The sequence below is a fragment of the Microbispora hainanensis genome (genome assembly GCF_006874475.1).
Taxonomy (GTDB): domain Bacteria; phylum Actinomycetota; class Actinomycetes; order Streptosporangiales; family Streptosporangiaceae; genus Microbispora; species Microbispora hainanensis.
Map to the genome: position 1 here is coordinate 32,307 of NZ_VIRM01000037.1, position 24,329 is coordinate 56,635.

The 24,329-nt window shown below is 72.0% G+C and carries 18 protein-coding genes; 7 read left to right on the top strand and 11 right to left on the bottom strand.

All coding sequences use genetic code 11. From position 1 onward, the window contains the following. Window positions 1-107: 107 nt before the first annotated feature. Window positions 108-539 carry a hypothetical protein gene (locus FLX08_RS26410; RefSeq protein ID WP_142622463.1) on the bottom strand — a complete coding sequence of 144 codons (432 nt, stop codon included), beginning with the start codon at window positions 537-539 and terminating at the stop codon, window positions 108-110. A gap of 95 nt (window positions 540-634) precedes the next feature. Beyond that, window positions 635-844, bottom strand: a complete 210-nt coding sequence (locus FLX08_RS26415) for a transposase (RefSeq protein ID WP_142622465.1) — start codon at window positions 842-844, stop codon at window positions 635-637. Window positions 845-950: 106 nt separating this feature from the next. On the opposite strand from FLX08_RS26415, the gene FLX08_RS26420 reads away from it, so the two are divergent. Beyond that, window positions 951-1,571 carry a hemerythrin domain-containing protein gene (locus tag FLX08_RS26420; protein WP_142622467.1) on the top strand — a complete coding sequence of 207 codons (621 nt, stop codon included), beginning with the start codon at window positions 951-953 and terminating at the stop codon, window positions 1,569-1,571. Here FLX08_RS26420 and FLX08_RS26425 read toward each other — a convergent pair. After that, window positions 1,507-4,923: an ATP-binding protein gene (locus FLX08_RS26425; protein ID WP_244312899.1), complete on the bottom strand. Its 3,417-nt coding sequence runs from the start codon at window positions 4,921-4,923 to the stop codon at window positions 1,507-1,509. The two genes, FLX08_RS26420 and FLX08_RS26425, sit on opposite strands and share 65 nt — an antisense overlap. 5 nt (window positions 4,924-4,928) lie before the next feature. Beyond that, entirely contained in the window at window positions 4,929-5,456 is a 528-nt protein-coding gene (locus tag FLX08_RS26430; RefSeq protein ID WP_142622471.1) for a C40 family peptidase, read from the bottom strand. Window positions 5,457-5,665: 209 nt separating this feature from the next. Here FLX08_RS26430 and FLX08_RS26435 point away from each other — a divergent pair, with 209 nt between their 5' ends. After that, window positions 5,666-6,001: an STAS domain-containing protein gene (locus tag FLX08_RS26435; RefSeq protein WP_142622473.1), complete on the top strand. Its 336-nt coding sequence runs from the start codon at window positions 5,666-5,668 to the stop codon at window positions 5,999-6,001. On the opposite strand, the gene FLX08_RS26440 is transcribed toward FLX08_RS26435, so the two are convergent. The 5 genes from FLX08_RS26440 to FLX08_RS26460 all read right to left on the bottom strand — a co-directional run bounded on the left by FLX08_RS26440 (window position 5,998) and on the right by FLX08_RS26460 (window position 11,601). After that, window positions 5,998-8,151 carry a transglycosylase domain-containing protein gene (locus FLX08_RS26440; protein ID WP_341874349.1) on the bottom strand — a complete coding sequence of 718 codons (2,154 nt, stop codon included), beginning with the start codon at window positions 8,149-8,151 and terminating at the stop codon, window positions 5,998-6,000. The genes FLX08_RS26435 and FLX08_RS26440 overlap by 4 nt on opposite strands. A gap of 73 nt (window positions 8,152-8,224) precedes the next feature. Further along, window positions 8,225-9,178 carry a class A beta-lactamase gene (bla, locus tag FLX08_RS26445; protein WP_142622475.1) on the bottom strand — a complete coding sequence of 318 codons (954 nt, stop codon included), beginning with the start codon at window positions 9,176-9,178 and terminating at the stop codon, window positions 8,225-8,227. A gap of 121 nt (window positions 9,179-9,299) precedes the next feature. Further along, the gene (locus FLX08_RS26450; RefSeq protein ID WP_142622476.1) at window positions 9,300-10,412 is read right to left on the bottom strand and encodes an AAA family ATPase; all 1,113 of its coding nucleotides are present in this window, start codon (window positions 10,410-10,412) and stop codon (window positions 9,300-9,302) included. Beyond that, window positions 10,409-11,080 carry a nicotinamide riboside transporter PnuC gene (pnuC, locus tag FLX08_RS26455; protein WP_244312900.1) on the bottom strand — a complete coding sequence of 224 codons (672 nt, stop codon included), beginning with the start codon at window positions 11,078-11,080 and terminating at the stop codon, window positions 10,409-10,411. The genes FLX08_RS26450 and pnuC overlap by 4 nt, the downstream gene beginning before the upstream one ends. Window positions 11,081-11,235: 155 nt before the next feature. Then, the gene (locus FLX08_RS26460) at window positions 11,236-11,601 is read right to left on the bottom strand and encodes a ribosomal maturation YjgA family protein (RefSeq protein WP_142622478.1); all 366 of its coding nucleotides are present in this window, start codon (window positions 11,599-11,601) and stop codon (window positions 11,236-11,238) included. A 244-nt stretch (window positions 11,602-11,845) separates the two neighbouring features. Between FLX08_RS26460 and FLX08_RS26465 the strand changes: the two genes are divergently transcribed. Beyond that, complete coding sequence (locus FLX08_RS26465) at window positions 11,846-15,175, top strand: S8 family serine peptidase (RefSeq protein WP_280117134.1); 3,330 nt, start codon at window positions 11,846-11,848, stop codon at window positions 15,173-15,175. A gap of 65 nt (window positions 15,176-15,240) precedes the next feature. Here FLX08_RS26465 and FLX08_RS26470 read toward each other — a convergent pair whose 3' ends face one another. Next, window positions 15,241-16,758, bottom strand: a complete 1,518-nt coding sequence (locus FLX08_RS26470) for a serine/threonine-protein kinase (protein WP_142622482.1) — start codon at window positions 16,756-16,758, stop codon at window positions 15,241-15,243. After that, window positions 16,748-18,175, bottom strand: a complete 1,428-nt coding sequence (locus FLX08_RS26475) for a DUF4407 domain-containing protein (protein WP_142622484.1) — start codon at window positions 18,173-18,175, stop codon at window positions 16,748-16,750. The genes FLX08_RS26470 and FLX08_RS26475 overlap by 11 nt, the downstream gene beginning before the upstream one ends. A gap of 218 nt (window positions 18,176-18,393) precedes the next feature. Between FLX08_RS26475 and FLX08_RS26480 the strand changes: the two genes are divergently transcribed. Genes FLX08_RS26480 through FLX08_RS26495 form a run of 4 tightly spaced genes read left to right on the top strand, consistent with a single transcriptional unit; the run spans window position 18,394 to window position 24,308 of the window. Further along, on the top strand, window positions 18,394-19,818 hold the full coding sequence (locus tag FLX08_RS26480) for a hypothetical protein (RefSeq protein WP_142622486.1): 1,425 nt from the start codon (window positions 18,394-18,396) through the stop codon (window positions 19,816-19,818). Window positions 19,819-19,826: 8 nt separating this feature from the next. Beyond that, window positions 19,827-20,813 carry a DEAD/DEAH box helicase family protein gene (locus tag FLX08_RS26485; protein WP_142622488.1) on the top strand — a complete coding sequence of 329 codons (987 nt, stop codon included), beginning with the start codon at window positions 19,827-19,829 and terminating at the stop codon, window positions 20,811-20,813. Beyond that, window positions 20,810-23,101: a hypothetical protein gene (locus FLX08_RS26490; RefSeq protein WP_142622490.1), complete on the top strand. Its 2,292-nt coding sequence runs from the start codon at window positions 20,810-20,812 to the stop codon at window positions 23,099-23,101. The genes FLX08_RS26485 and FLX08_RS26490 overlap by 4 nt, the downstream gene beginning before the upstream one ends. Window positions 23,102-23,111: 10 nt before the next feature. Continuing rightward, a complete protein-coding gene (locus FLX08_RS26495; protein ID WP_142622492.1) occupies window positions 23,112-24,308 on the top strand; it encodes an erythromycin esterase family protein in 1,197 nt (398 codons plus the stop codon). Window positions 24,309-24,329: the final 21 nt, after the last annotated feature.

The window sequence follows — 24,329 nt, forward strand, 5'->3', positions numbered from 1 at the left end:
TGTAACCATACACGGCCACGGCGGTGTACGCGAACTCGAATCGCCCCTCCGCGCAGGGCTCGGCACAGGGCTCGGCACAGGGCTCGGCACAGGGCTCGACACAAGGCTCAGGGCGTCGGCAGCACCCCGGACAGGTCGGCCTCGGGACGCTGCCGGACGGGCACCTCGGCCGTCACGGCGTAGCGGCTGAAGTAGCCCTTGCCCTTGACCGGGATCACGCTGCTCAGCGTCACCGTGGCGGCGTAGGGCGCGTCCGCGCACTCGGGCAGGCACCAGGTGCCGCTGATCTTTCCGGCGCCGGTCGCCCGGGTCGGCCCCCAGGTCCGCCAGGTGACGCCGCTCATCGTGCTGAACTCCGAGAGCACGAGGTTCGCCGGCCGCTGCTCCGCCCTGCCCCGCTCGGAGTTCTGGAGGTTGAGCACGTACACCGGCGTCTCGGCGACGGACCCCGTGGGCGCCGACCCGCAGCCGGCGGCGCAGAGCGCGATGGCGGTGAAAGACAGGGCGACGGAAGACAGGGCGACGGAAGACAGGCACACAGGCAGACAGGCAGGCAGGCGCATCGATTCCCCCTCGGCACTCTGATTGCCCAGAGGCCACCGCTGTTACGCCTGCGACGGCCTACGTGACCTGGCTACTTGACGGCCGTACGGGTGTCGCGGGCCCTGACGGGCAGCGGGATCACTTCGCAAAGGTCGGCGAGATCGACATATCGGGCGACCTCCTCGACCGAGAGACAGTCGGCGATCACCCGGCCGTAACGCCGCACCCGCAGCACCTGCCGGTCGCGGCGGTACGCGGGGACGATCTCATAACCGTCCGGTCCCACCCATCGGCTGTCCATAGGGGAACAAGCTATCGGATTTTTCCCACGTCTATCTCCCGTCACAGGGGAATCGGTTTAAGCAGGGTCCCAATCGGCTCCAAGTGGGGAGCCGCACGATGAGCCCATGTCTGACACTCCCAACCTGCTGGGCTTCCGCATCGCGCACCGGGCGATGCGCACCGACTCCCGGCGCCTCGCCGACGTCACCGCCGAGATCGCCGCCGGCCGGCAGCCGTGCGGCCCGGAACGCGCCGCCGCCATCCGCGAGTACGCGACCAAGCTGTGCCGCGGCATCCACCACCACCACAAGGCCGAGGACGACCACCTGTGGCCGCTGCTCGTCCGCTCGGCAGGCGCCGAGATCGACCTGAGCGAGCTGAGCGAGGACCACTCCGAGCTCGACCCGCTGCTGGAGGAGATCCAGGCCGTCGCGGGCGATCCGGCCGAGCTGGCCAAGCCGCTGCGCCGGCTGGCCGACCTGCTCGACGAGCACATCCAGGAGGAGGAGCGCACGATCTTCCCGATCATCATGCGGCACGTCTCCGGCGAGGACTGGGAGGAGATGGAGCAGCACGTCCGCAAAGGCGGCGACGTCCGCTTCGAGCTGCCCAGGATCGAGCAGCACGCGCTGCCGGAGGAGCTGGCGGAACTGCGCAGGCTGGCCGGGCCCGTCCTGGTGGTCATGCTGGCGCTGATGCGCCGCGGCCACCGTCGTCGCGAGCGGCTCGTCTTCGGCTCCGCGTGAGCGCTGCGTCGTCGAGCCCACGGCGGGCGGCCTCCTCCCAGTGCGGGGAGCCGGCCTGCCGGGCGACCTCGGCGGCCCGCAGATAGTGGGCCTCGGCGTCGCCGGGCCGGCCGAGGAACGCCGCCAGGTCGCCGAGCGTGTGCGCGACCGGCCCGAGCGTGACCGAGCCCGAGTGCAGCCCCGCCAGCTCGCCGTCGGACGGCAGCAGCAGGCGATAGCACTCCTCGGCCTCCGCCCGGTGATCGAGCGCGATCGCGTTGTCCGCACGCAGAGACAGGAACACGAGCCAGTAGTAATCCCGGCGGGGGACCCGTGCGGAGGCCCACACCACGCGGGCCTCCTCCAGCCGGCCGGCCCCGACGAGCGCCCGCGTGTACAGCTCGCCGACGTCCTGCGGCAGGCGCTCCCACAGGGCGGCGAGCTCCTCCACCGACTCGTGGACCCGCCCCGCCGCCAGCGTGACCACGAAACGGCCGACCGTCCCCACCATCGCGCCGTTGGCGTCACCGGTGCTCGCCAGCCGCTCGCCGAGCTGCGTGTAGACGCTCTCTGCCCGCTCGAACTCGCCCCTGACCAGCAGGTGCACGGCGTCGAGGAACGCGAGGATGCCGAGGGCCAGGCCGAGCTGGCCGCTCGTCGACAGCTCCATCGCCTTGTCGGCGTGCCGGCGGGCCGTGGCCCAGTCGTTGCGGCCCAGCGCGGCCATGAGCAGCGAGAAGTGACCGAGCGTCTGGTAGCCGAGAAGCCCGGCGGCGGCGGAGGCGGCCAGCAGCTCGTGCCCGAGCCGCTCCAGGTCGTCCCGCCTGTCCGGGGTCAGGCAGACCCAGTAGCGGGCGTTGAGCGCCATGCACCGCAGGCGGGGGTCGCCGAGGGCGTCCGCGATCGCCAGCGCCTCCGCACTGGCGGCCTCGATGCGCTCCGCGTCGTGTCCTTCGAGCGCGTGGCACAGGGCGACGAGCATGCGGCAGCGCAGCTCCCCCGCCTCCGCGGGCAGCGCCTCCTCGATCGCCCCGACGAGGTCGGCGTCGAGCACGCGGTCGGGCTGGATGGTCCAGATGACCGGCGCGTCGAGCGAGGACACCGCCCGCGCGACCGCGCCGCGATCCCCCGTCTGGCGGGCCACCGCCAGCGCCTTCGTCCGGTTGCGCACCGCCGTGATCACGTCGCCCGCGTGCGACTGCGCGGACACCAGGCGGCACAGGAGGTCGAGGCGGACGTCCCTGGGAGAAGACGCCCGCGCGTCACCGGCCCCTGCGCTCACCAGGTCGAGCGCGCCCAGCGCGCCCTTCAGCAGGGCCGCCGCCTCCTTGTGGGCGTAGAGGGCGGTCGCCTGCCCGGCGGCCCGCGCCGCGTACTCGGCCGCCGTGAGGGCGGTCGCGGTCGTCGCGGCGGCGAGCGCGTGGTGCCCGAGCGCCCCCACGTCGCCGGGACGCACTCGTTCGAGCGCCGCCAAGACCTTGCCGTGCATCCGCGTACGGCGCAGCCGCGGGATGTCCTCGTACAGCGTCTCGCGCACGAGCACATGCGCGAACCGGACGCGGCCGGGGCGCGGCTCCTCCAGCAGGCCGGACAGCACGCCCGCCTCAAGGCCGTCGAGCACGGTCTCCTCGTCGGCCCCCGGCATGGCGATCAGCACGTCCGCGTCGGCCTCCCGGCCGAGGACGGCGGCGTTGCGCAGCGTCGTCCGGGCCGTCGCGGGCAACCGGGCGAGACGCCGCCGGATGAGGTCGCGCACGCCGGGCGGCAGCGCGTGGGCCGCCGACGGGCCGTCCACCGCGAGCAGCCGGGCCGTCTCCGTCACGAACAGCGGGTTGCCGCCGGTGCGCTCGGTGACCGTGCGCACCGTGACCTCGTCGACCCCCGTGCCGGAACGCTCCGCGAGGAGCCGGGCCACCTCGCGTTCGCTCAGGCCGCCGAGGGTGATGTTCTCCACGGCCTGCACGGCGAGCGCCGCCCCGGTGGCCGTGAGGTCGTCGCCCGCCTCGGCCGGCCGGTGCGTGAGCAGGACGAGGACCGGCGTCCGCGTCAGGCGGCCGGCCAGGTGGCGCAGGAGCTGGAGCGTCTCCTCGTCGGCCCGGTGCACGTCCTCCAGGACGATCAGCAGCGGTCCCGGCACGCCCTCCAGATAGTCTCCGGCCGCCCGCGCCAGCCAGAACTGCCCCACGGGCGCGGCGTCGTCGGTCAGCAGGGGCGCCAGCCTGGCGGCGGTCCCGGGCTCGGGCGGGCAGGCCGCGGACAGCTCCCGCAGCACCTCGCTCCACGCCCACGCGGGCGGCACGCCGCCGGTCGTCTCGGGGCAGCGGCCGACCACGGTCTGCCAGCCGTCCGCCGACAGGCGCCGCACGAGCGCGTCGGCCAGCGTGCTCTTGCCCGAGCCCGCCTCACCGCCGAGCCAGGCGATGCGGAAACCGGCCCTGGCACGCTCCGCCGCGGCGGTCAGCCGGGACAGCTCGGCCGTACGGCCCACCATGCGGACGGGCTCGGGGTCCCCGGCGGGCGCCGGGGCGGGCACCGGGGCGGGCACGGGGTGCTGCGCCGACGACGGGACGGGCATCGCGCGTACGGGGGTCGCGTCGAGCGACTCTGCCTGCGCGAGGATGTCCGCCTCCAGCGCGCGCAGGGCGGGCCCGGGATCGACGCCGAGCTGGTCGGCGAGCTGGTCGCGAGTCCTGCGCAGGACCGCCAGCGCCTCCCCCTGCCGCCCGGCCCGGTAGTAGGCGAGCGCGAGCAGCCGCACGGCGTTCTCGCGCAGGGGGTGGGCGGTGAGGTGGCGCTCCAGCTCGGGAACGACCTCGCCGTGGCGGCCGAGCGCGAGACCGGCCTCGGCGCGATACTCCACCGCGACCGCCCGCAGCTCGTCCAGGTGGACCACCTCGGGGACGGCCCACTCCTCCTCGCCGAACTCCGCGTACGCCTGGCCGGTCCACAGGGCCAGCGCCTCGTCCACGACCTCCCGCGCCCGCGCGTGCCGTCCCTCGGTGAGCAGGCCGGCGGCGGACTCGACCAGCCGGGGAAAGCGCCAAGCGTCCACGTCGCCGGGCTCCAGCGCCAGCCGATAACCGGAGGGAGTGGTGACCAGCACGCGGGCGGCGGCGCGGGGGGCGCGGCCAGGCTCGAGCGCCCGCCTGAGGTTGGAGACGTAGACCTGGAGCGCGCCCAGCGCACGCGGCGGCGGCTGGCCCCTCCACAGGTCGTCGACGAACCGGTCGGTCGACACCACGTGTCCGCGGGCGCAGACCAGCCGGGCCAGCACGGCACGCTGGAGCGACGTCCCGAGGTCCGCCGGACGCCCGTCGACCTCTGCCGTGATTCGCCCCAGAACGCGCAGTCTCACCATTACGGGGGCAAGCATAGGGATCAGCGTCGGTAGTGGTAATAACCGAGCAGGTCGTCCAGCGCGGACACGTCGTCCATGCGGATGCGCGTCCCGGTGGCGAACGCGTTGATCATCTTTCCGCCGCCGACGTACACCCCGACATGGTGGGTCCTGCCGGGCCTGCCGTAGAAGACCAGGTCGCCGGGTTGCGGCACGGCGACCCTGCGCAGCCGGGCGATGTGGGCGTCGGTGTTGCCGGGGCCGAGCACGTCGTCGCCGAACGCCTGGTCGTACACCCAGCGGGTGAACCCGGAGCAGTCGAAGCCGCGCGTCCGGGTGGCCGGGCAGGGCTTGACCGAGCCGCTGTATCCCCGGCAGGTCCCCTTCGAGGGCCCCGGCCGGGTCGCGTGTCCCCCGCCCCACGAGTACGGCAGCGTGCCCTGGGCCGCGTACGCGACGGCGACGGCCCTGGTCAGCTCCGCGTTGAGCGGCGCGGATCCCGCGGCGGCCAGTGCGACGATTCCCCCGATCAGGACCAGCCGGCGCCGCAACGTGCGCTCAACCCCCATAAATCGTGACGATAGCCACTCGATTCGGTCGGTGCCACGGAAGCTTTACTTGAGCCGATCGACGCAACGGAGGTGCGTTGTTACCCTGAGTACGGCTCAGCTCGTACGGTCATCGGCGCGTCGGTCGAAGCGCTTCGTCGGTCGCCCCGGACCTCCCCGTCCCGCTCACCCGGTGGTCCCCGGCGCCAAGAAGAGCGAAGGGAACCACCGTGGAGACGTGGACGGCACAACCCCCTTCTCCCACTCGCTGGTGGGTGCTCGGGCTGCGCGGAGAGCTGGATCTCCACGCGGTGCGGCACCTGCGCGAGCCGCTGCTCACCCAGATCGAGGCCCACGGCCCGTGGCTGGCCGTCGACCTCAGCGAGGTGCGGTTCATCGACACCACGGGCGTGGGGCTGCTCGTGCGCCTGGTGCACAACCTGCGTGACCGGGACGGCGATCTCGCCCTCATCGCGCCGGCCGGCCAGGTGCTGCGGATCCTCCGCTGGACGAACCTGACCCGGCTGTTCCGCGTCCTGGACACGGCCGACGCTCTGGTGGACTAGTCGTTGGGCAGGATCGTCACCGGCGTGTCGTCCCCTGGCATCGGACCTCCGTCGTCCCCGGTCGGGGGCGTCACGGACACCAGGCCGCGGCAGCTGTCGCCGCAGCCGCCGAACCGCGCGCTGTCGACGGGCGTGAAGTCCGTCGGCGGCACGTTGCGCAGCGCGCGCAGCATGGTGTCCTTCCAGATCGGGCCGGGGACGCTGGCGCCGAACACCGAGCCGTAATAACGGCCGCCGATCGTCACGCCGTTCAGCTTGTACTTCGACGTGCCGCGCGGGTCGCCGAGGCTGACCGCGCCGGCGAGGTCGGGGGTGAACCCGGCGAACCAGGCGGAGGAGGAATCGTCGTTGGTCCCGGTCTTGCCCGCCGCGTCACGCCCGATGCCGCCGACCGCCGCCATCGTGCCCTTGGTCAGGACGCCCGACAGGATGTGCGCCGCCGCGTCCGCCACCTCGGGGTCGACGGCCTGACGGCACTTGGGCCTGTAGCTGGTGGTCTTGCCGGTGCTGTCGGTGATCTGGGTGATCGCCATCGGCGCGCAGTACTTGCCGCGCGCGCCGATCGCGGCGTACGCGTTGGCGACGGTCACCGGGTCCATCTCGTTGATGCCGAGCGTGAACGTCTCGAACTCCTTGAGCGGATTGCCGTCGGCCCGGTGGATGCCCAGCGACTTGGCCGTCTTGACCACGTCGCAGAGCCCGACCCGCTGCTCCAGCATCATGAAGAACGTGTTGACCGAGTGCCAGGTGCCGGTCTGCAGGGTCAGCCAGCCGGGCGACCCCTCGTCGTTGGTGACCGTGTGGCTCGGGTCGCCGATGGGCTGGCCCGCGCAGTTCTTGAACGTCGAGTAGGCCGGCGCGGTGTAGCCGGCGCCCGCGCTGAACCCGTCGTTGATCTTCATGCCCTGCTTCAACGCGGTGAGCAGGGTGAAGGTCTTGAAGGTCGAACCGGCCTGGAAGCCGATGCCGCCGCCGTGCGCGACGTCGGCCACGAGGTTGTAGGACACCTCGTTCTTGGTCTTGTGCGTCCCGTACGGACGGCTCGCGGCCATCGCCTTGATCGCCCCGGTGCCGGGCTGGACCAGCGCCTCGGCGGCCACGGGGTCGTCGGTCGGGTGCACCCACTTCCTGATCGCCGTGTCGGCGGCGGCCTGCATGGAGGGGTCGATCGTGGTCTTGATGGTCAGGCCGCCGCGGTTGAGGAACGCCAGGCGCTGCTTGGCCGTCTTGCCGAAGTCGGGATTGCTGAGGATCTCGTTGCGCACGTAGACGCAGAAGTACGGGTATTTGCTCGACTCGCAGCCGCCGGGCAGCGGGGTCCCCTTGTAGCCGAGCCGGGTCTTCTTCGCCTCGGCCGCCTGCTCCTTGGTGATCTTGTTGAGCTCGGCCATCCGGTCGAGCACGACGTTGCGCCGCTTCAGCAGCCGGTCGCGGCTGGTCTTGCCCAAGTTTGGGTCGGTGGCGTTGGGGTCCTGCACGGCTCCCGCCAGCGTCGCCGCCTGCGGCAGCGTCAGGTCCTTCGCGCTGACCCCGAAGAACCGCTTGGCCGCCGCCTCGACGCCGTACGCGCCCGCGCCGAAGTAGGCGATGTTGAGGTACTTCTCCAGGATCTGGTCCTTGGAGTACTTCTTCTCCACGCCCATCGCGTAGCGCAGCTCGTTGAGCTTGCGGGCGTAGCTGGGCGCCAGGGCATCGTTCTTCTCCTGCTCGGTCGTGGCGGCGTTGAGCAGCACCTGCTTGACGTACTGCTGGGTGATGGAGGAGCCGCCCTGGGCCACCCCGCCCGACTGCAGGTTCTTGGCCAGGGCGCGGATGGTGCCCTCGATGTCGATCGGCCCGTGCTGGTAGAAGCGGTAGTCCTCGATCGAGATGATGGCCGTCTTCATGATGTCGGCGATCCGGTCGAGCGGGACCACTTCGCGATACTGCTCGTAGAACCGCGCGATCTCGTGGCCCTTCACGTCCTGCACGACCGAGACCTGCGCCAGCGGAGGCTCGGCGAGGTCCCGAGGTTTCAGGCCCACGTCCTCGACGGCCGACACCACCCCGACGCCCGCGCCTCCCACCGCCGGCAACGCGATCCCCGCGACCAGCACGCCCGCCGCTGCTCCCATGGCGACCAGGCGCAGCACGTTCCCCGTGGCGTTCACACGAACCTCCCCCAAATGGCTATAGACAAGGTTATGGCGCTGTAAAACACGGTCGGCCCCATAACACGGTGGTTCACGAGAGCCGGCCGAGGCCGCGCGCGAGCAGGGTCGCCGTCCGGGCGACGACCGAGTCCGCGGTGGCGCCGTCGGCCGCCCGGCGGTTGGTGTAGATCGCCATGATGATCGGGGCGGCGTTCCCGGCCGGCCAGACGACGGCGATGTCGTTGGCGGTGCCGTACGTGCCGCCGGTGCCGGTCTTGTCGCCGACGATCCACGTCTTGGGCAGCCCGGCGCGGATGCGCGCGTCGCCGGTCGTGTTGTCGCGCAGCCACCCGATCAGCCGGGACCGGTCCTTCGCGCCCAGCGCGCCGCCGGTCGTGAGCGCCCGCAGATCGCGGGCCACGGACGCGGGCGTGGTGGTGTCGCGCCTCTCCTTGGGCGACCAGACGTTGAGGTCGGTCTCCCAGCGGTCCAGCCGCGACACCGGGTCCTTGAGCGTGCGGAAGTAGCGGGTGAGTCCCCGTGGCCCGCCGATCCGCTTCAGCAGCATGTTCCCGGCGGTGTTGTCGCTGTAGATGATCGCCGCCCGGCACAGCTCGGCGAGCGTCATGCCGTCCTTCACGTGCTTGCCGGTCTCCGGCGAGTTCGACTTCACCTCGGCGGCCGTCCAGTGGACGACCTTCCGCGTCAGCTCCCGATCGGTCGTCCGGGCCAGCACCGCGCCCGCGGCCACCGCCTTGAAGGTGGACAACAGCGGGAACCGCTCGCCCGACCGGTAACCGATCGTCTTCCCGGTCGCCGTGTCGATCGCGTACGCGCCGATGCGGCCCTTGAACGACGCCTCCAGCTTGCGCAGCGCGGCGGTCACGTCCGTCCGGGGCGCGGCGGCGTCAGGGAGCGCAGCGGTGGCAGCGGGCGCGGCGGCGGCAGGGAGCGCAGCGGGCACGGCGCCGGCCAGGAGGGAGCCGGCCAGGAGGGCGGCCGTGATCGTGGTGGCCTTCAGCGCGACCGAGGGTGTCCAAGTCATGACATGTCCTTGCTCTCGTGCGTCACAGGGGCGTTAGACGCAGGAGCCAAGCAAAGTGTTCGGACCATGTCCAATATTCATATGGAGCACCGACCGATATGCGTTCCCGTATAGAACCAGCTCACAACGGCGGGGCGAATTCGCGGCCGGCCGCGAGGAGATCGTCCACGACCCGCACAGCGGTGGCCAGCCGCTCCTCGGGCGGCCCGGAGACGACCACGTGCGGCAGCCCGCGATCGGCCAGCTCCGCGCGCATCCGGCGGTCCATGCCGTGCCGCACGTGCTCGCCGTCGCGCCAGCCGTCCTGCTCGAACGGCACGCCGTCCACGGACGTGTGGATCCACAGGTCGTGCCGGGCCCGTTCGTGGACGCGCAGGACCTCGGAGCTCACCGCGCCGAGATAGCGCTCGTGCCACAGCGCGGTGGCGAGCGCGTCGGTGTCGCAGAACAGCACGGGAGACCCGGTCCGCGCCGCCGCCTCCTCCCAGCCGAGCTGGCGGTGGGCGATCAGCCTGAACTCCTCCGGCCGCCACTCCAGGTCGTCGAGCCACGGCTCCGGCGCTCCCGCCGCCTTGGCCGTACGGCGAGCCAGCGCGAGCTTCTCCTCGCAGTAGGTCCTGCCATACTCGGGCACCCACCGGGTCGCGGCCCAGACTCCGCCGCGTGCCGCGTAGTGGGCGGCCAGCGCGCGGGCGAGCGTGGTGGTGCCGGTGGACTCGGCCCCGAGGACGACCACCCGCCGGGCGAGGTGGGCGCGTACGGCGGGGCTCAGCCAGGGCCACGCGGACACCGGGTCGTCGCGGACCATCGTCCCGCTGACCGGATAACGGATCCGGTCCGGGTCGACCGCCACGTGCGCGCCGCCGAACCTGCGGGCCAGCTCGGGCCCGTACGCCTCGGAGGAGAAGACGGCGTCGACATCGGGCGCGAGGCCGCCGTGGGCCAGCGCCAGCGCGTGCCGGAAGACCTCGACGTGCGCGGCCCAGACCTCCGGGTCGTCGTAGTCGATCTCTATGTCGTCCACGACCGGGGCCACGACCACGTGGGGCTGCGGGTGCGCCTCGCGCAGCCACGCCGTACGCAGGGCGAGCGGGATGCTCTCCACGCTGCTGGCGGCGACGACCACCGTGACCAGCGCGCACCGCTCGGCGGCGGTGTCGACGAGATGGTGGTGGCCGGCGTGGGGCGGGTAGAACTTGCCGATCACCAGCCCGTGCGCGTATCGCGGGCTCACCGCGTCACCACCGGAGCGGCGGCGGGCCGGGCGGCCGGGTCGCGCCGCCACGCGAGCAGCCCGGCCACGCACAGCGCGAGGAACAGCACGTAGAGCACGCTGGTGAGGTAGAGCTCCTTGTAGGCGTAAAGGGGGATGTAGACCAGGTCGACCGTGATCCACAGCCACCACGACTCCACCCGCTTGCGGCACTGGCCGTAGGTCGCCATGAGCGACAGCGCGGTCGTCAGGGCGTCCCAGAACGGCACGGCCGAGTTGGTCCAGGTCGTCAGTGCGGCGGTGAGCAGCGCGGTCACCGCGGCACCCGCGAGCACGAGCCACCCCCACTCCGCGCGGCCGGTCCTGGTGACCGTGAGCGTGGTCCGCCCGGCCCCGCCGTACAGCCACTGCCACCAGCCGTACAGGCCGAGGAGCACGTAGACGATCTGCAGGGCCGCGTCGGCGTACAGGCCCACGGCGAGGAAGACGAGGCCGAGCAGGACGACGTTGGCGACGCCGATCGGCCAGTTCCACACGTGCTGGCGGACCACCAGCCAGACGGTGAGCGCCCCTGTCGCGAAGCCGAGCAGCTCGGCCCAGCTCGTCGAAACGCCACCAAGGGTGATGGCGGGCTCCAGGAGGGGCCCCAGCAGATCGGTCAGCGCCACCACGGCCTCCTTAATCGTCACTGTGACGATAACAAGGGATCGTGATCAGCGATAGAGCGGCGGATCACGAGAGGAAACCGGCCGGCGCCCGGCGTGAAGGCGATGCAAGAGCCGGTGCGCGCGAGCAAACGGATGTTAGCTTTGCCCACAGAAGTGGTCAATGACGATTTCGCAGACTATTTCGCGCGGACCGAATCAATGGCGTAACCGACGGCCGCCCCCACCGCGTACCAGAACAGGTCGGGGGCGTTGAACGTCGTGCCGAGCACCAGCCGCGCCAGTGTGCTGTGCGCCGACAGCTCGGCCGGCACTCCGGTGAGCTGAGCGAACTCCACCAGCCAGCTCACCGCGAGCGCCACGGCCGTCACCGCGAACGGCCGGGCGCGCGGCGCGACCACGACGACCAGCGCGTACACGAGGAGGGTGTAGAGGAGGTCGCCCGCATACTTGGCGACCGCGCCGGGCAGCAGCGCCCGGACCGCCAGGCCGGCGGCCACCACCACGACGGCGGCGGCCAGGGCGGCGAGTCGGCGATGCGGCATCCCGGCACCCTATCGGGAACCCCAGCGCGACCCACGCCCCCATACAAAGCGAAAAATCACATCATGGAACGATCTAGCCGGAAAAAAGAAGGCTAGTTAAACTCCGAGTCAGCTTCGGCCACCCGTCTCGGGTGGCCGTTCGCTCGTCGCCCAACGGGGAGGGCCGTGCCCTCCCATGCCCGTGGGCGACACGGCTCCTCCACGCCCGGGACGGCGAGACATCACCGGTCTCCATGGAGGTGTCGTGTCGAAGAAGCCCCCACCTGCCTACGTACGGACCACAGCCGTCGTCGTCGGCCTCGGCCTCGTGACGGCGATGATCCCGGCGGCCTCCGCCGCCGCGGACCCCACTCCCACCCCGTCGCGGTCGTGGAGCGCCACGGCCGTGCCGGACGCCGAGCGCGTGCAGGGCGCCAAGTCGGACAGCGGCCGGCTCGCCAAGAGCGACGCGGCGCTGCTCGCGTCGAAGTCGCCGGCGCGGACGAGCGTCGTCGTGAAGCTCGACTACGACGCGCTCGCGGCCTACAAGGGCGGCCTGCCGGGGCTCCCCGGCACCAGCCCTTCGGTCACCGGGAAGTCGCTCAACCTGAAGAGCGGCGACGCGGCGAAGTACCAGAAGCACATCGAGGGCATCGAGAACACCTTCCTCGGCGAGCTGGGCAAGAAGATCCCCGCCGCCGCGGTGGGGCAACGGCTCCGCACGGTCTACGGCGGCATCGCCCTGACGCTGCCCGCCGACAAGGCCGCCGACCTGCTGCGGCTGCCCGGCGTGGCGGCCGTGCAGGAGGACAAACGGGAGCAGCCGCTCACCGACTCCAGCCCCGCGTTCATCGGCGCGACCACCGTCTACGACCAGCTCGGCGGCGCGAAGTCGTCGGGCAAGGGCGTCATCGTCGGCATCCTGGACACCGGCGCCTGGCCGGAGCACCCGTCGTTCGCCGACCCGGGAACGCTCCCGGCTCCCCCGCCGAAGGCCGACGGCACCCCGCGTACGTGCGACTTCGGCGACAACCCGCTGACCCCGGCGGCCGACCCCTTCGCGTGCAACCACAAGCTGATCTCCGGCGAGCCGTTCCTGGAGACGTACAACGCGGTGGTCGGCGGGGAGGTGTACCCGGACAGCGCCCGTGACTCCAACGGCCACGGGACGCACACCGCCTCGACGTCGGCGGGCGGGCCGGTCGACCACGCCAACCCGCTCGGCATCGACCGCGGGGCGATCCACGGCATCGCGCCCGCCGCCCACGTCGCGGTCTACAAGGTCTGCGGCGCGGAGGGCTGCTACCAGTCCGACTCGGCGGCCGCCGTGGCGCAGGCGATCGCCGACGGCGTACGGGTGATCAACTTCTCGGTGGGCGGCGGCGCCGACCCCTACAGCGACCCGGTCGAGCTGGCGTTCCTCGACGCGTACGCGGCGGGCGTGTTCGTGTCGGCCTCGGCGGGCAACTCGGGACCTGACGCCGCGACGACCGACCACCGCGGCCCGTGGGTGACCACGGTGGCGGCCTCGACGCAGAGCCGCACCTACCAGTCGACGATCACGCTGACCGGCGGGCCGTCGATCAAGGGCGCGTCGATCACCCAGGGCGTCGCGTCGCCGCTGCCCGTGGTGCTCGCGTCGGCCCCGCCGTACAACGACCCGCTGTGCGTCAACCCGGCGCCTCCGGGGCTGTTCACCGGAAAGATCGTCGCCTGTGAGCGCGGCCCCAACCGGGTGCTCAAGGGGTTCGCGGTCAAGCAGGGCGGCGCCGCGGGCATGATCCTCTACAACTCCTCGCCGCTCGACGTCATGACCGACAACCACTGGCTGCCGGCCGTGCACATCGACAAGCCGGAGACCGACGCGCTGCTCGCCTGGCTGAGCACGCACCCGGGCGGCACGGCGAGCTTCACCCAGGGCGTGAAGAGCACCTGGCAGGGCGACGCGATGACGACGTTCTCCTCGCGCGGCCCGGGCGGCGACTTCCTCAAGCCGGACGTCACCGCGCCCGGCCTGCACATCCTGGCGGGCACCACCCCGACCCCCGAATCGCCGCTGGAAGGTCCTTCGGGCAACCTCTACCAGGTCATCGCGGGCACCTCGATGTCGTCGCCGCACGTCGCGGGCGCGGGCGCGCTCGTGTTCGCGCTGCACCCCGACTGGACGCCGGGCCAGGTCAAGTCGGCCCTGGAGACCACCGCCACGACCAAGGTCACCAAGCAGGACCGGACCACCCCGGCCGACCCGTTCGACTACGGCGGCGGCCGCATCGACCTGACCAAGGCGGGCGACGCGGGCCTGACCCTCGACGAGACCGCGGCCGGCTACGCCGCCTCGGCCGCCGACCCGCTGAACCGGATCGACCTCAACCTCCCGTCGGTCAACGCGCCCGTCATGCCGGGCGTGATCAGCGCCAAGCGCACGCTCGTCAACGCGACCGGCAAAACGCTGGTCTACACCGCGACCGGCACGACCGTCAGCGGGGCGAACATCACCGTGCTGCCGCCGCTGTTCACGGTCAAGCCGGGCAAGAGCCAGAAGATCACGATCCTGATCACCGCGCCGGACCTGCCCGACGGGCAGTACTTCGGTCAGGTGAACCTCAAGCAGGTCGGCGGCAAGCGGGAGCAGCACCTCCCGGTGGCCTTCTTCCGGCAGGAGGGCGACGTGCCGATCGATCAGACCTGCGCCCCGAGCACGATCACCAAGAACACGGGCGCGTCCACCTGCACGGTCACGGTCCAGAACAACACGCTGGAGGACGCCGACGTCACCGCGCTCAGCACGCTGGACGCGAAGCTGCGGCTCACCGGCGTCACGGGCGCGACCAAGATCGGCAGTCAGATCGTGACGACCAGGAGCACGCTCCCGGGCAAGCAGCCGGACAAGCCGGGCATCGCCCCCGGCGCGACCCCGGCCGGCTACCTGCCGCTCGCGGCCTTCGGCATCGCCCCCATCCCCATCGGCGACGAGGAGGCGCTCAACTTCACCGTCCCGGCGTTCACCTACGCCGGCCGCACGTACACCAGGATCGGCGTCGTCTCCGACGGCTACACGGTCGCGGGCGGCACGAACGGCTCGGCGGACATCCAGTTCGCCCCGCAGACGCTCCCCGACGCCGCGCCGCCGAACGGCGTGCTCGCGTCGTACTGGACCGACCTGAACGGCGAGGGCGCCCCCGGCGTCTACGTCGCCAGCCTGACCGACGGGGTGAACAGGTGGCTCGTGGTCGAGTGGCAGGTCTACCTGTACGGCACGAACAGCCTGAAGGTCTTCCAGCAGTGGATCGGGCTCAACGGCACCGAGGACATCTCGTACGCCTACGACCCGGGCAACCTGCCCGGTGACCCGGGGGCGGCCTACGGCCTGACCGTCGGCGCCGAGAACGCGGACGGCACCGCGGGCAGCCAGATCAGCGGCCCGCCCACGCAGGACTACCGGATCACCAGCACGCCGGGCGCCCCCGGCGGCACGCTCACCTACTCGTTCACGGTCAAGGGCGTGTCCTCGGGCACCGGCACCGTCACGACCGGCACCTCCACTCCCCAGGTGAAGGGCATCACGGTCGAGGTCGACAAGATCACCGTTCAGTAGAGTTCCGGGGCTTTCGGAGGGCCCGGCGGACATGCGTGTCCGCCGGGCCCTCGTGTCGTCAGGGCTTAGTCGGCGAGAGCGATCTGGGCGCGTACGGCGGGGCTGAGCCCGGCCAGGAGGCGGGCGGCGCGGCCGTCCGTGGTCGCCCGGAGCAGGGCCGCTGTGATCGGCGGCGGCACGTACTCCAGCACCTGCCGGGCCCGCCGGGTCGTCATCGCCTCGACCAGCCGGACCGCGGCGGGGGTGACGCCGAGCGCGTTGAGGATGTCCGCGGCGACCCGGTCGGGGATGTCCGCAAGGATGCTCGCGCCCCGGCTCGCGGGCAGTCGCCGCAGCAGCGCGGCCGCGCCCGCCGCAGTCATCTGGCCGACCACCCGCCCGGCGTGAGCGGACGGCAGCAGGGCCAGCACACCGGCCGCCCGGGACGGATCTTCGACCATCGCGTCCAACGCCTGCCCGGCGGCGGCCGGCGCCATCACGGCGAGCGCCTCGGCGGCACGGCGTAGATCGGCGGCACTGGGTAGATCGGCGGCACCGGGATCGGCCGACCTGCGTAGATCGGCGGAGCCGGGTAGATCGGCGGAGCTGGGTAGATCGGCCGGGCTGCGTAACGAGGAAGCCGGCCGCGGCGGCGGAGGCTCGGGACGCGGCCTCTCCACCGGTTGCTCCGGACGCGCTCCCTCATGCCGCGGTCGCTGGACGCGCGGCTCCAGACGCGGCGTCTCCTGCCACGGCCTCTCCTGCCACGGTCGCTGGACCCGCGGCTCCGGACGCGGCGGGGTGGCGATCGCCGCCAGCCTGCGGTCGAGTTCGGCCGCCCCCGTCCGGAGAGCGGGGTCCTTCCTGAGCAGCCCGGCGATCACGTCGTACAGCGGCCCGGGACGGCGCGGCGGCGGAAGCTCCTCGGCGCAGACGGCGTGCGCGGTCGCATAGGCGTTGTCCCGCCGGAAGGGCGAGTGGCCCTCCAGCGCGCAGAAGAGCGTGACGCCGAGCGACCACAGGTCGGCGGCGGGTTCCACCGCCCGCCCGTCGATCCGCTCCGGCGCCATGAACTCCGTGGTGCCGAGCATGATGCTGTGCGAGGTGAGCCCGCTCTCGCCGGCGATCTGCGCGATGCCGAAGTCGACGAGCACCACCTTTCCGCCGGGGCCCACCAGGATGTTGGCCGGCTTCACGTCACGGTGCAGCACGTTCGCGGCGTGTGCGGCCGTCAGCCCGGCCAGCACGTCGCGTCCCAGGACGGCGATCTCACGCTCGGACAGCGTCCGCCGCCGGATCAGGTCGTCCAGGGAGCCGCCTTCGACGTGGACCATGACGATCCACGGCGAGCCGCCCTCCTCGAAGACGTCGTAGATCTCGGCGATCGCGGGGTGCTTGATCCGGGCCAGCGACCGGGCCTCGCGCAGGGCCCGCGCCCGCTGGATCTCGATCCCCTCGCCGTACGGCGTCAGCAGGACCTCCTTGAGCGCGACGAGCCGGCCGAGCCTCTGGTCCATCGCGAGCCAGACCGTGCCCATGCCGCCGCGCCCGAGCTGGGTCCGCAGCTCGTAGCGGCCCTTGATCACCCGTGCGTCAGTCGTCATCGGGCAGCAGCTCGACGCCGCCGGGGCGCTCGGCGCCGGTCCGCGGCACCCGCATGGTCCTGCCGTCCGGCATCCGCCTCAGTTCCTGGTCTTCCATCGAGTCGTACACGTCGGTCTCGCCGGCGGTCTCCCGGAGGGTGTCCCCGAGCCTCTCGGCGCGGGTTCCGGTGGGGCCCCGGTGCGCCGAGCCGTCCTCGGGGAGGGTGACGACCGGCTGCGGGCCGGTCTCGCCCGTACGGGACCAGATGCGCCAGAGGTCCTGCGAGCGGCCCGCGGGCGACGCGGGCGTCCCGGAGCCGCCCATGCCCTGGGAGGCGAAGGCGCCCTGCGCGGCGAAGGTGCCCCGAGCGTCGCGGAACTCGTGCTTCTCGGCCAGCGCGAGGACCTTCTCGTAGTTGCCCGGCCGCTGCATCAGCTTGATCGTGACCGGCAGGCACTCGATGAGGAGGAACAACAGGAACAGCAGCAGGCGGGTGACGCCGAGGCTGCTGTCCTTGCCGGTCACCTCGTTGAGCGCCTGGATGCGGATGAGCAGGCCGTTGGTCGCCATGTTCTCCGCGTCGAAGGTCGCCTGGAGGTCCGCCTGCCGCTTGATCCCGGCGGCGAGCAGCTCCTTCGCCTTGGGCAGGGCCTCCTTCGCGCTCGCGAGGCGGGCCTGCTTGGCCTCCTCGCTGCCGGCGTCGAGCTCCCGCTTCCGGTCCTCGATCTGCCGGTTGATCAGGTCGATCCGCCGTTTGTCCTTCTCGTACGCGCGCCGGCTGTCCTGGGCGAGAGGACCGTCGCCCTTCTTCGGGCACGACGGCCCTCCGTAGAGCTGGCACTGCCACTCGCCGTAGTGCTTGTCGGCCAGTTTCTGCTGCCTGGCGCGCTCGGCGGTCAGCGCCTTGATGTTCGGGTCCTGCTCGGTGTCGATGGGCACGTCACCTCCGGAGGAGATGACTTTTTCCAGGCCCGCCACCTCTTTGCGGAGCTGGCCGACGTCCTTGCCGACGTTGCCCTGCTGCTGCTGCGCGGTGAACGCGTCCGCACGCCGCTGCTTGATCTGGACAATTTGGGCATCGATTTCCGACCTGAAGATCTGGAGCACTAATGGCGTGGAGATGACGAACCCGAGCAGAAGCGCCATGAGAATGCGCGGAACGGCCAGCGGCCAGCGGCGCGGGGCGTCCGCCTTCATCGTGCTGACCAGCCAGCGGTCGAGGCTCAGGATCATCAGGCCCCATACCAGCGCGGCGAGGACGGCCAGGACGACGTTGACGCCCAGGGCGCTGTTGAGGGCGAACGTCATCGAGACGACCGCGAGGACGGCCGTCGTGAGCACGGCGCCGCCGATGCCCTCGAACTTCCCATACTCGCTCGGACACCGTTCGAGCACTTCGGGCCGCGCTCCGGACAGCGCGATCAGAAACCGCCTCATGCTTCTCCTCGCCTACGCGCACATATTGGAACGTGGCATAACGCTCGAGACTCGGGCTATCGTAGATCACCGCCGTAAGATTGCGGGAAACCGAGAACGATTCGACGCAACGACACAACAAGAACCCTACCGTTATGACAAGTCGTCTTTTCGTTGTTACCCGCAAGTTCGGATAAAGGGGGACGTGGGCGACGAATAGGACAATAAACGGAGGATCCGTGTCAGAGCCCGACAAGGCTCTGCTTCGCAAGGCCGTCGCCCGAGCCGTTGCGGGGCTCACCGCCACCGGCCGCCTCACGATCGTCGAGGTCGCCGCCGACGGCATGACCGTTTTCCGCATCCACCGGGACGACAACGGCAGACCTCGCTGCCATTACTGGTCGTCGTCATGGGAGGACCTGACCTCGGAGCAGGGGTGGGGGCACGAGTCCTCCCGGCCGGCCGTGCTCCGGGCCGCCGACCCGTTCTCCGCCGACGAGGTCGTCCTCGTCTGCTCGTTTCCCGAGGGCGCCGAGGCCGACCGGGCGCTCGCCTGGCTGAGCGAGGCGCGGCCCGCCGCCGTCCTCCCCTCCGACGGTCCGGTCACCGCGATCGTCGAGGATGTCCTGGCCTCCGACCCGCTCACCCGGTCGTACGACCTGGTCGTGCTGCGCGCCGACCACGCGAGCGGGCGGCTGCGGCTGGGCAGCAAGCAGCTGTTCCCGATCGGCGCCCTTCCCGGGACCAGGGCCGAGGTGGCCGTCCGCTGCGAGCCCGGCGACGCGTACGGCACCGCGTTCGCCGTGGTCACCTGGCAGGGCCGGGAGCCCAGGCTGCTGTCGGTGCACAGCGCACGGCTCGCCCCCGGCAGCTACCTGCTGACGGCCGAGCTGGTGCGGCCGGGGAAGGTGCGGTTCGGCGGCGTGCCCGAGCTGACGCGGGACCCGCGCGGCTGGGACGACCTCGTGGCGGCGGCGCCGGCACAACTGCCGCCCAGGGCCGGGCCGGCACACCTGATCTGCGCGGTGGAGGTGTGCGGGCCGGACGCGAAGGTCGAGGAGCGCCTGAGCCGGGTGCGTCAGATGGTCAGTCATCTGTCCGCCGAGCTCGCGGACCTCCTGCGGGTCTCCCTCGTGACGTACGGCGCGCACTCGTACGACGACCGGTCGGCCGGAGAGCATCCGGTGGAGGTCGCCGCGTGGCAGGTCACGCCCGAGCGCGCGCTGGCCGCCCTGGAGTGGCTGGAGGAGCGCGGCGCGATCACCGAGGGATACCCCTACTATCCGCACGCCGCCCAGGTGGAGGACATGCTGGACGCGGTGGCCCGGCGCCTGTCGACGGCGGAGCGGGTGCGCACGGTCCTGCTCACGGTCGGCGACCGCCCGCCGCACCCGGCGCGGACGAACCGGTCGCTGATCCTGCCCTGCCCGCGGCGGCACGACTGGCGGTTACTCGTGGGCCGCGTCCAGGGCCGGCCCGACACCCTGCTCGCCGCGATCTGCGACCGCGAGGACACCTCCCCGCACCCGGTCTGGCGCCGGCTCGGCGCGGACGCGCTCGCCCATCTCGACGCCCTCGACATCCGGGGGCTCGCCGCCGACCTGGGGCTGGCCGCGCCCGCCGCCCTTCCCATCCCGTTCCCCCTCCTCGACGAGACGGAGTGAGACCCGACATGCAGTCCGACCCGGCGCAGGGACCACCGGCCCACGACATCGCCATGTGGGGCGCCCCCGGCAGCGGCAAGACCACGCTGCTGGCCGCCCTGAACATCGCGTTGATGCGGCGGAAGGACGAATGGAAGATCGTCGGCTCCGACGCCGCCTCGTCCGACTACCTCATCGAGAGGACGAACGCACTGTCGAGCGGGAAGATCTTCCCGGAGGCGAGCCAGAGCCTGGAGCACTACCGATGGACGCTCGTCGGGCCGGCCGAGCGGCAGGAGCGCCGGTGGCTCCGCAAGGCCCGGCCCACCCCACCGCTGACGATCGGCATCAGCATGGTCGACGCGCCGGGCGGTCTGTTCAGCGCGGGCCCCCTCCACACGGCGAACGGCTCCGGGGTCGCCGACGACCTGCGCCGCCGCCTGATGGACAACCTGGTGAAGAGCCGGGGCCTGGTCTTCCTCTTCGACCCCATCCGGGAGTTCGAGCTCGGCGACGCCTTCGACCACCTGCACCCGCCGCTCACCCGCCTGGCCGAGAAGATGCTGGAGATCGGAGAGCTGCGCGACGGCATGCTCCCCCATCATGTCGCGGTCTGCATCACCAAGTTCGACGACCCCCGCGTGCTGGAGACCGCGCAGAAGCTCCACCTGCTCGACTCCGCGCCCGACGACGAGTACGGATTCCCCCGGGTGACCAGCGAGGACGCCCGCGACCTGTTCCGGGCGCTGTGCGAGGTGTCCGCGAGCGGCAACGCCGACATGGTCGTCAACGCCCTGGACCAGTTCTTCCACCGCACCCGCGTCGAGTTCTTCGTCACCTCGTCGATCGGCTTCTACGTGCGGCCGCACACCAAGACGTTCGACTGGAACGACTACCAGAACCTGCTGCCCGAGGCGGGCAAGGACCTGCGGATCCGAGGGCAGGTCCATCCCGTCAACGTCGTCGAGCCCATGCTGTGGCTCGGCCGGCGCCTCGCCGCCGGCGGTCCACGGTGATCGGTTTCGAGTGGGCGCTGGAGGGCAAGCGCCCCGGCAGCTACGACGAGTACGGCCTGCTGGAGTGGAGCGACGGGCGGCTCGGCCGTGAGGTGTTCGACAAGCTCAGGCACCGCTACACGGCGAGCACCGCCGGCGACCTGCCCCAGGTGACGATCGGCACCGCGCGGGTCAGCGAGAAGGGCGAGGTCTCCTACTACCTGGTCCTGGCGATCCGGCAGTGGTCGGGCCACCGCGACTTCGCCGACCGCAAGATCGCCTACACCCGGTGGTTCTACGTGCCGTACGAGCAGCTCGTCGACCGGCCGGTGTCCTACACGGCGCTCTACACCGCCTTCGCCGCGTTGCCGCTGGAGCCCCGGCCTCCGCTGACCGTGGCCGTGCCGCCGTACGACCCCGAGGCCATGGCCCCCGGGCCGGACACGCTCTCGGCGGCGGCGCTGCTGCTGAACGGCCGGCCGGTGTGCGTGGTCGGCGCCGACACCGTCCCCATGATCGATCGGCTCCGCTTCGCGGACACCGTCGCGGCGCTGCTGCCGTACGGGACGCGGACCAGGTTCACCGCCGCCACCTGGACCAGCAGCACGAGCGAGCACAGCATCAAGCTGTCGTTCGCGCGCTACGCCCCCGAGGGGGCGCAGACGGTGGTCTGGGGACGCGCGGCCGACGGCGTCCTCGACCAGACGCCGTCGAAGCTCTGCCACCAGTTCTACGCGCGGTCCGACGTCCCGGCACCGGAGGTGATCGCGAGGCTCGCCCGGCAGACCGAGCCGCTGTCGCTCGAGAAGCACCGGCCGAAGGTGCTCCAGCTGATCGAGCTGTCCACATCCGCGGCGCCGGAGCCCGAGCCCGAACCGGATCGCTCCCCGCCCGGCCCTCCTCCCGCCCTGCCCGCCGGGAGCGCGGGCTCGGCGGAGCCGACGGTGGCGTACCGGAACAGCGCGGGAAGCCCCTACATCGAGGCGCTGGCCGACGCGCTCCCCTACGCACCGGATGTCAGCGCCGCGGTGGAGGACCTGGCGCGCTCGGGCACGGCCCCCACCGCCCGGCCGCACCTCCGGAGGGTGCTGCTCCAGCGCAACTGCTTCCGGAGCGTGATCGATCCCCGGAGCGACGCGACCCGGCTCTACGCCCGGCTCGTTGACGCGGCCTTCCCGGCCGAGGAGGTGTGGAACCAATCCAGCCGCGACGTCGCCGACGCCCTCATCTGCTCGCCGGCCACGCCGGACGCCGTCCGGCACCGGCTCGCCTCCCGCATGGAGACGCCTGTCGTCGAGCACAAGCGGGGCTGGTGGCCTCCCGGCCGGCGCGTCCGCCAGGCGTTGATCCTGGGCGGCACGTCCGCGCTCGTCGCGGTGGCGGTCGTGGCCGTGTTCCTGACCCTGGGCGACGCCGGGGAAACCCCGCAGGAGAGCTTCTCCCCTCCGCCCCTGGCGGTGGTCGTCCAAGCGCCGGACGACCAGCGGTACGCCGCCGAGGCCTTCGCCGAAAGGCTGCGCCGCGACGGCTATGCCCCCGCCGTCGTGCCGATCGACCCTGCGACCGTCACACCGCCCGTGGGAAAGCCGGCCGTGACCATCGCGTACGACCTCGACGTCCTCGAGTCGGTCAGCAACGGCCGGCACTCCGGCAGGGACGTACGGGAGGATCTGCGGCAACGGGGCCTCAGTCAGCTGGGGGACCTCGGGGTGGCGAGCACCGACGTCCTGCTCGTCAGGGAGGGCGTCAAGCCGCAGCGGTTCCTCGACCGGCCCGGCGAGGACGACGCCATCCTCATCCGCGACACGATCGGCGACGAGCAGCTACGCGCGCTGACCGACACCGGCCTCCGGCTGACGACCATGCCGGCCCAGGACATCGCACGCCGCTTGGCCGAGCGATCCGCCGCCGCCGCGATCGTGCCCGAGAACGTGAGCGCCTTCGAGGGCTACCAGCGCCTGACCCCGGATCTGCCGCTCCCCCGGCGCAGGCTGGTCGTGCTCGTCAACGACGCGGCGGACGAACCGATACGGCAGGACCTGCTCGAAGTCATCAGAGCACCCGACTTCAGGCGCGCGCCCCAGGGCGACCCCACTCTGGCCGCGAAGGCACTCGTCGATCGGATCGCCCCAGTGGTGGAGAAGACGGTGGTGACACAGACGCCCGGGGAAGAGCCGGCAAGCGGAGGCTCCGTGCTGTGGATCCTCTTCATTGTGGTGGTCGCCCTCTCCTTCGTGGCGGTGGTGCTGTTGATGTGGCGGCCGGCCCGGATCGACGGCACGATCAGCCGGCACCGCCGGCGACCGTGAGGAGGAGCGCGTGTCCGGCGCGACGGCCGAGGAGCAGGTGACGCAGTGGCTCAGGGCGCGCGCCATACCGCTGGACGGCCTGGCGCCGCTTCGCATCGCATTGAACGGCGTGCGGGTGGTGGGGCTCGGCGAGGCCACACACGGCAGCCGCGAGTTCTTCCTGATCAGGCACCGGTTGCTGGAGTTCCTGGTGGAGGAGCTGGGCTTCACGACGCTCGCGGTGGAGGCCAGCGCCTCGGCGTCCCGGGCCGTGGACGACTACGTGCAGGGCGGCTCCGGCGATCCGGTCGAGGCACTCGCCGGGCTCGGCTTCTGGACGCTGCACACGGCGGAGATGCTGGCGACCGTCGAGTGGCTGCGCGACCACAACCGCACCGCCGCGCGGAAGGTGCGGTTCGCAGGCGTCGACCCGCAGCATCCGGCGGCGTCGCTGGACGCCCTGCGCGCCCACCTCGGTGCTGCCGCGCGGGACCTGCTCGACCCCCTCGCTCCCCTCGCCGGAAAGCGCCTGGGCGTCGGCCCACCGCTCGACCGGCGCATCGAGGCCGACGCCCGCCGCCTGGAGGAGTTCCTGACCGGCCGCTCCGCCCCGGACGAGGCACTGGCACATGCGCGGATCGTGCGCCAGAACGCCGACCTGGCGAGCCGGCCGTTCCGGCATCCGGATCCCACGCAGACCGTGAGCGTCGCCCGCGACCGCCACCTCGCCGACAACGTGGATCTGCTCCTGACCGACCCGGACGCCAGGGTCGCCCTCTGGGCCCACAACGGCCACGTCATGAAGGGCGCCCACAGCGGCGGCTCGGTGCCCGCGATGGGTCTGCACCTCGGGCAACGACACGGCGAGGCCTACTACGCGCTCGGCGTGCTCTTCGGCGCGGGCCGGTTCCGGGCCCGCCGGGCACGATTCGGAAAGGTGGACCCGGCCCGGCCCCCGGTCACCTTCCGCGTCCCGCTCGTGCGGAGGCCGACGATCGTGGAGGCCCGCCTCGCCGCCGCTCATCCCGGTGATCACGTGATCGACCTGCGGAACGGCCCACGGCCGGAGGCCGTGACACGGTGGCTCGGCGAGCCCCTGAACATGCGCGGTTACGGCGCGGTGGCGCGGCGGTTCACCTACAGGCTCGGCTACATGCCCACGGTGCTCGCCGAGCACTTCGACGGCATCGCCTTCGTGCCCGAGGTCACCGCTTCCACCCCGCTGTGAATCCTGCTGTGAGTCCTCGGT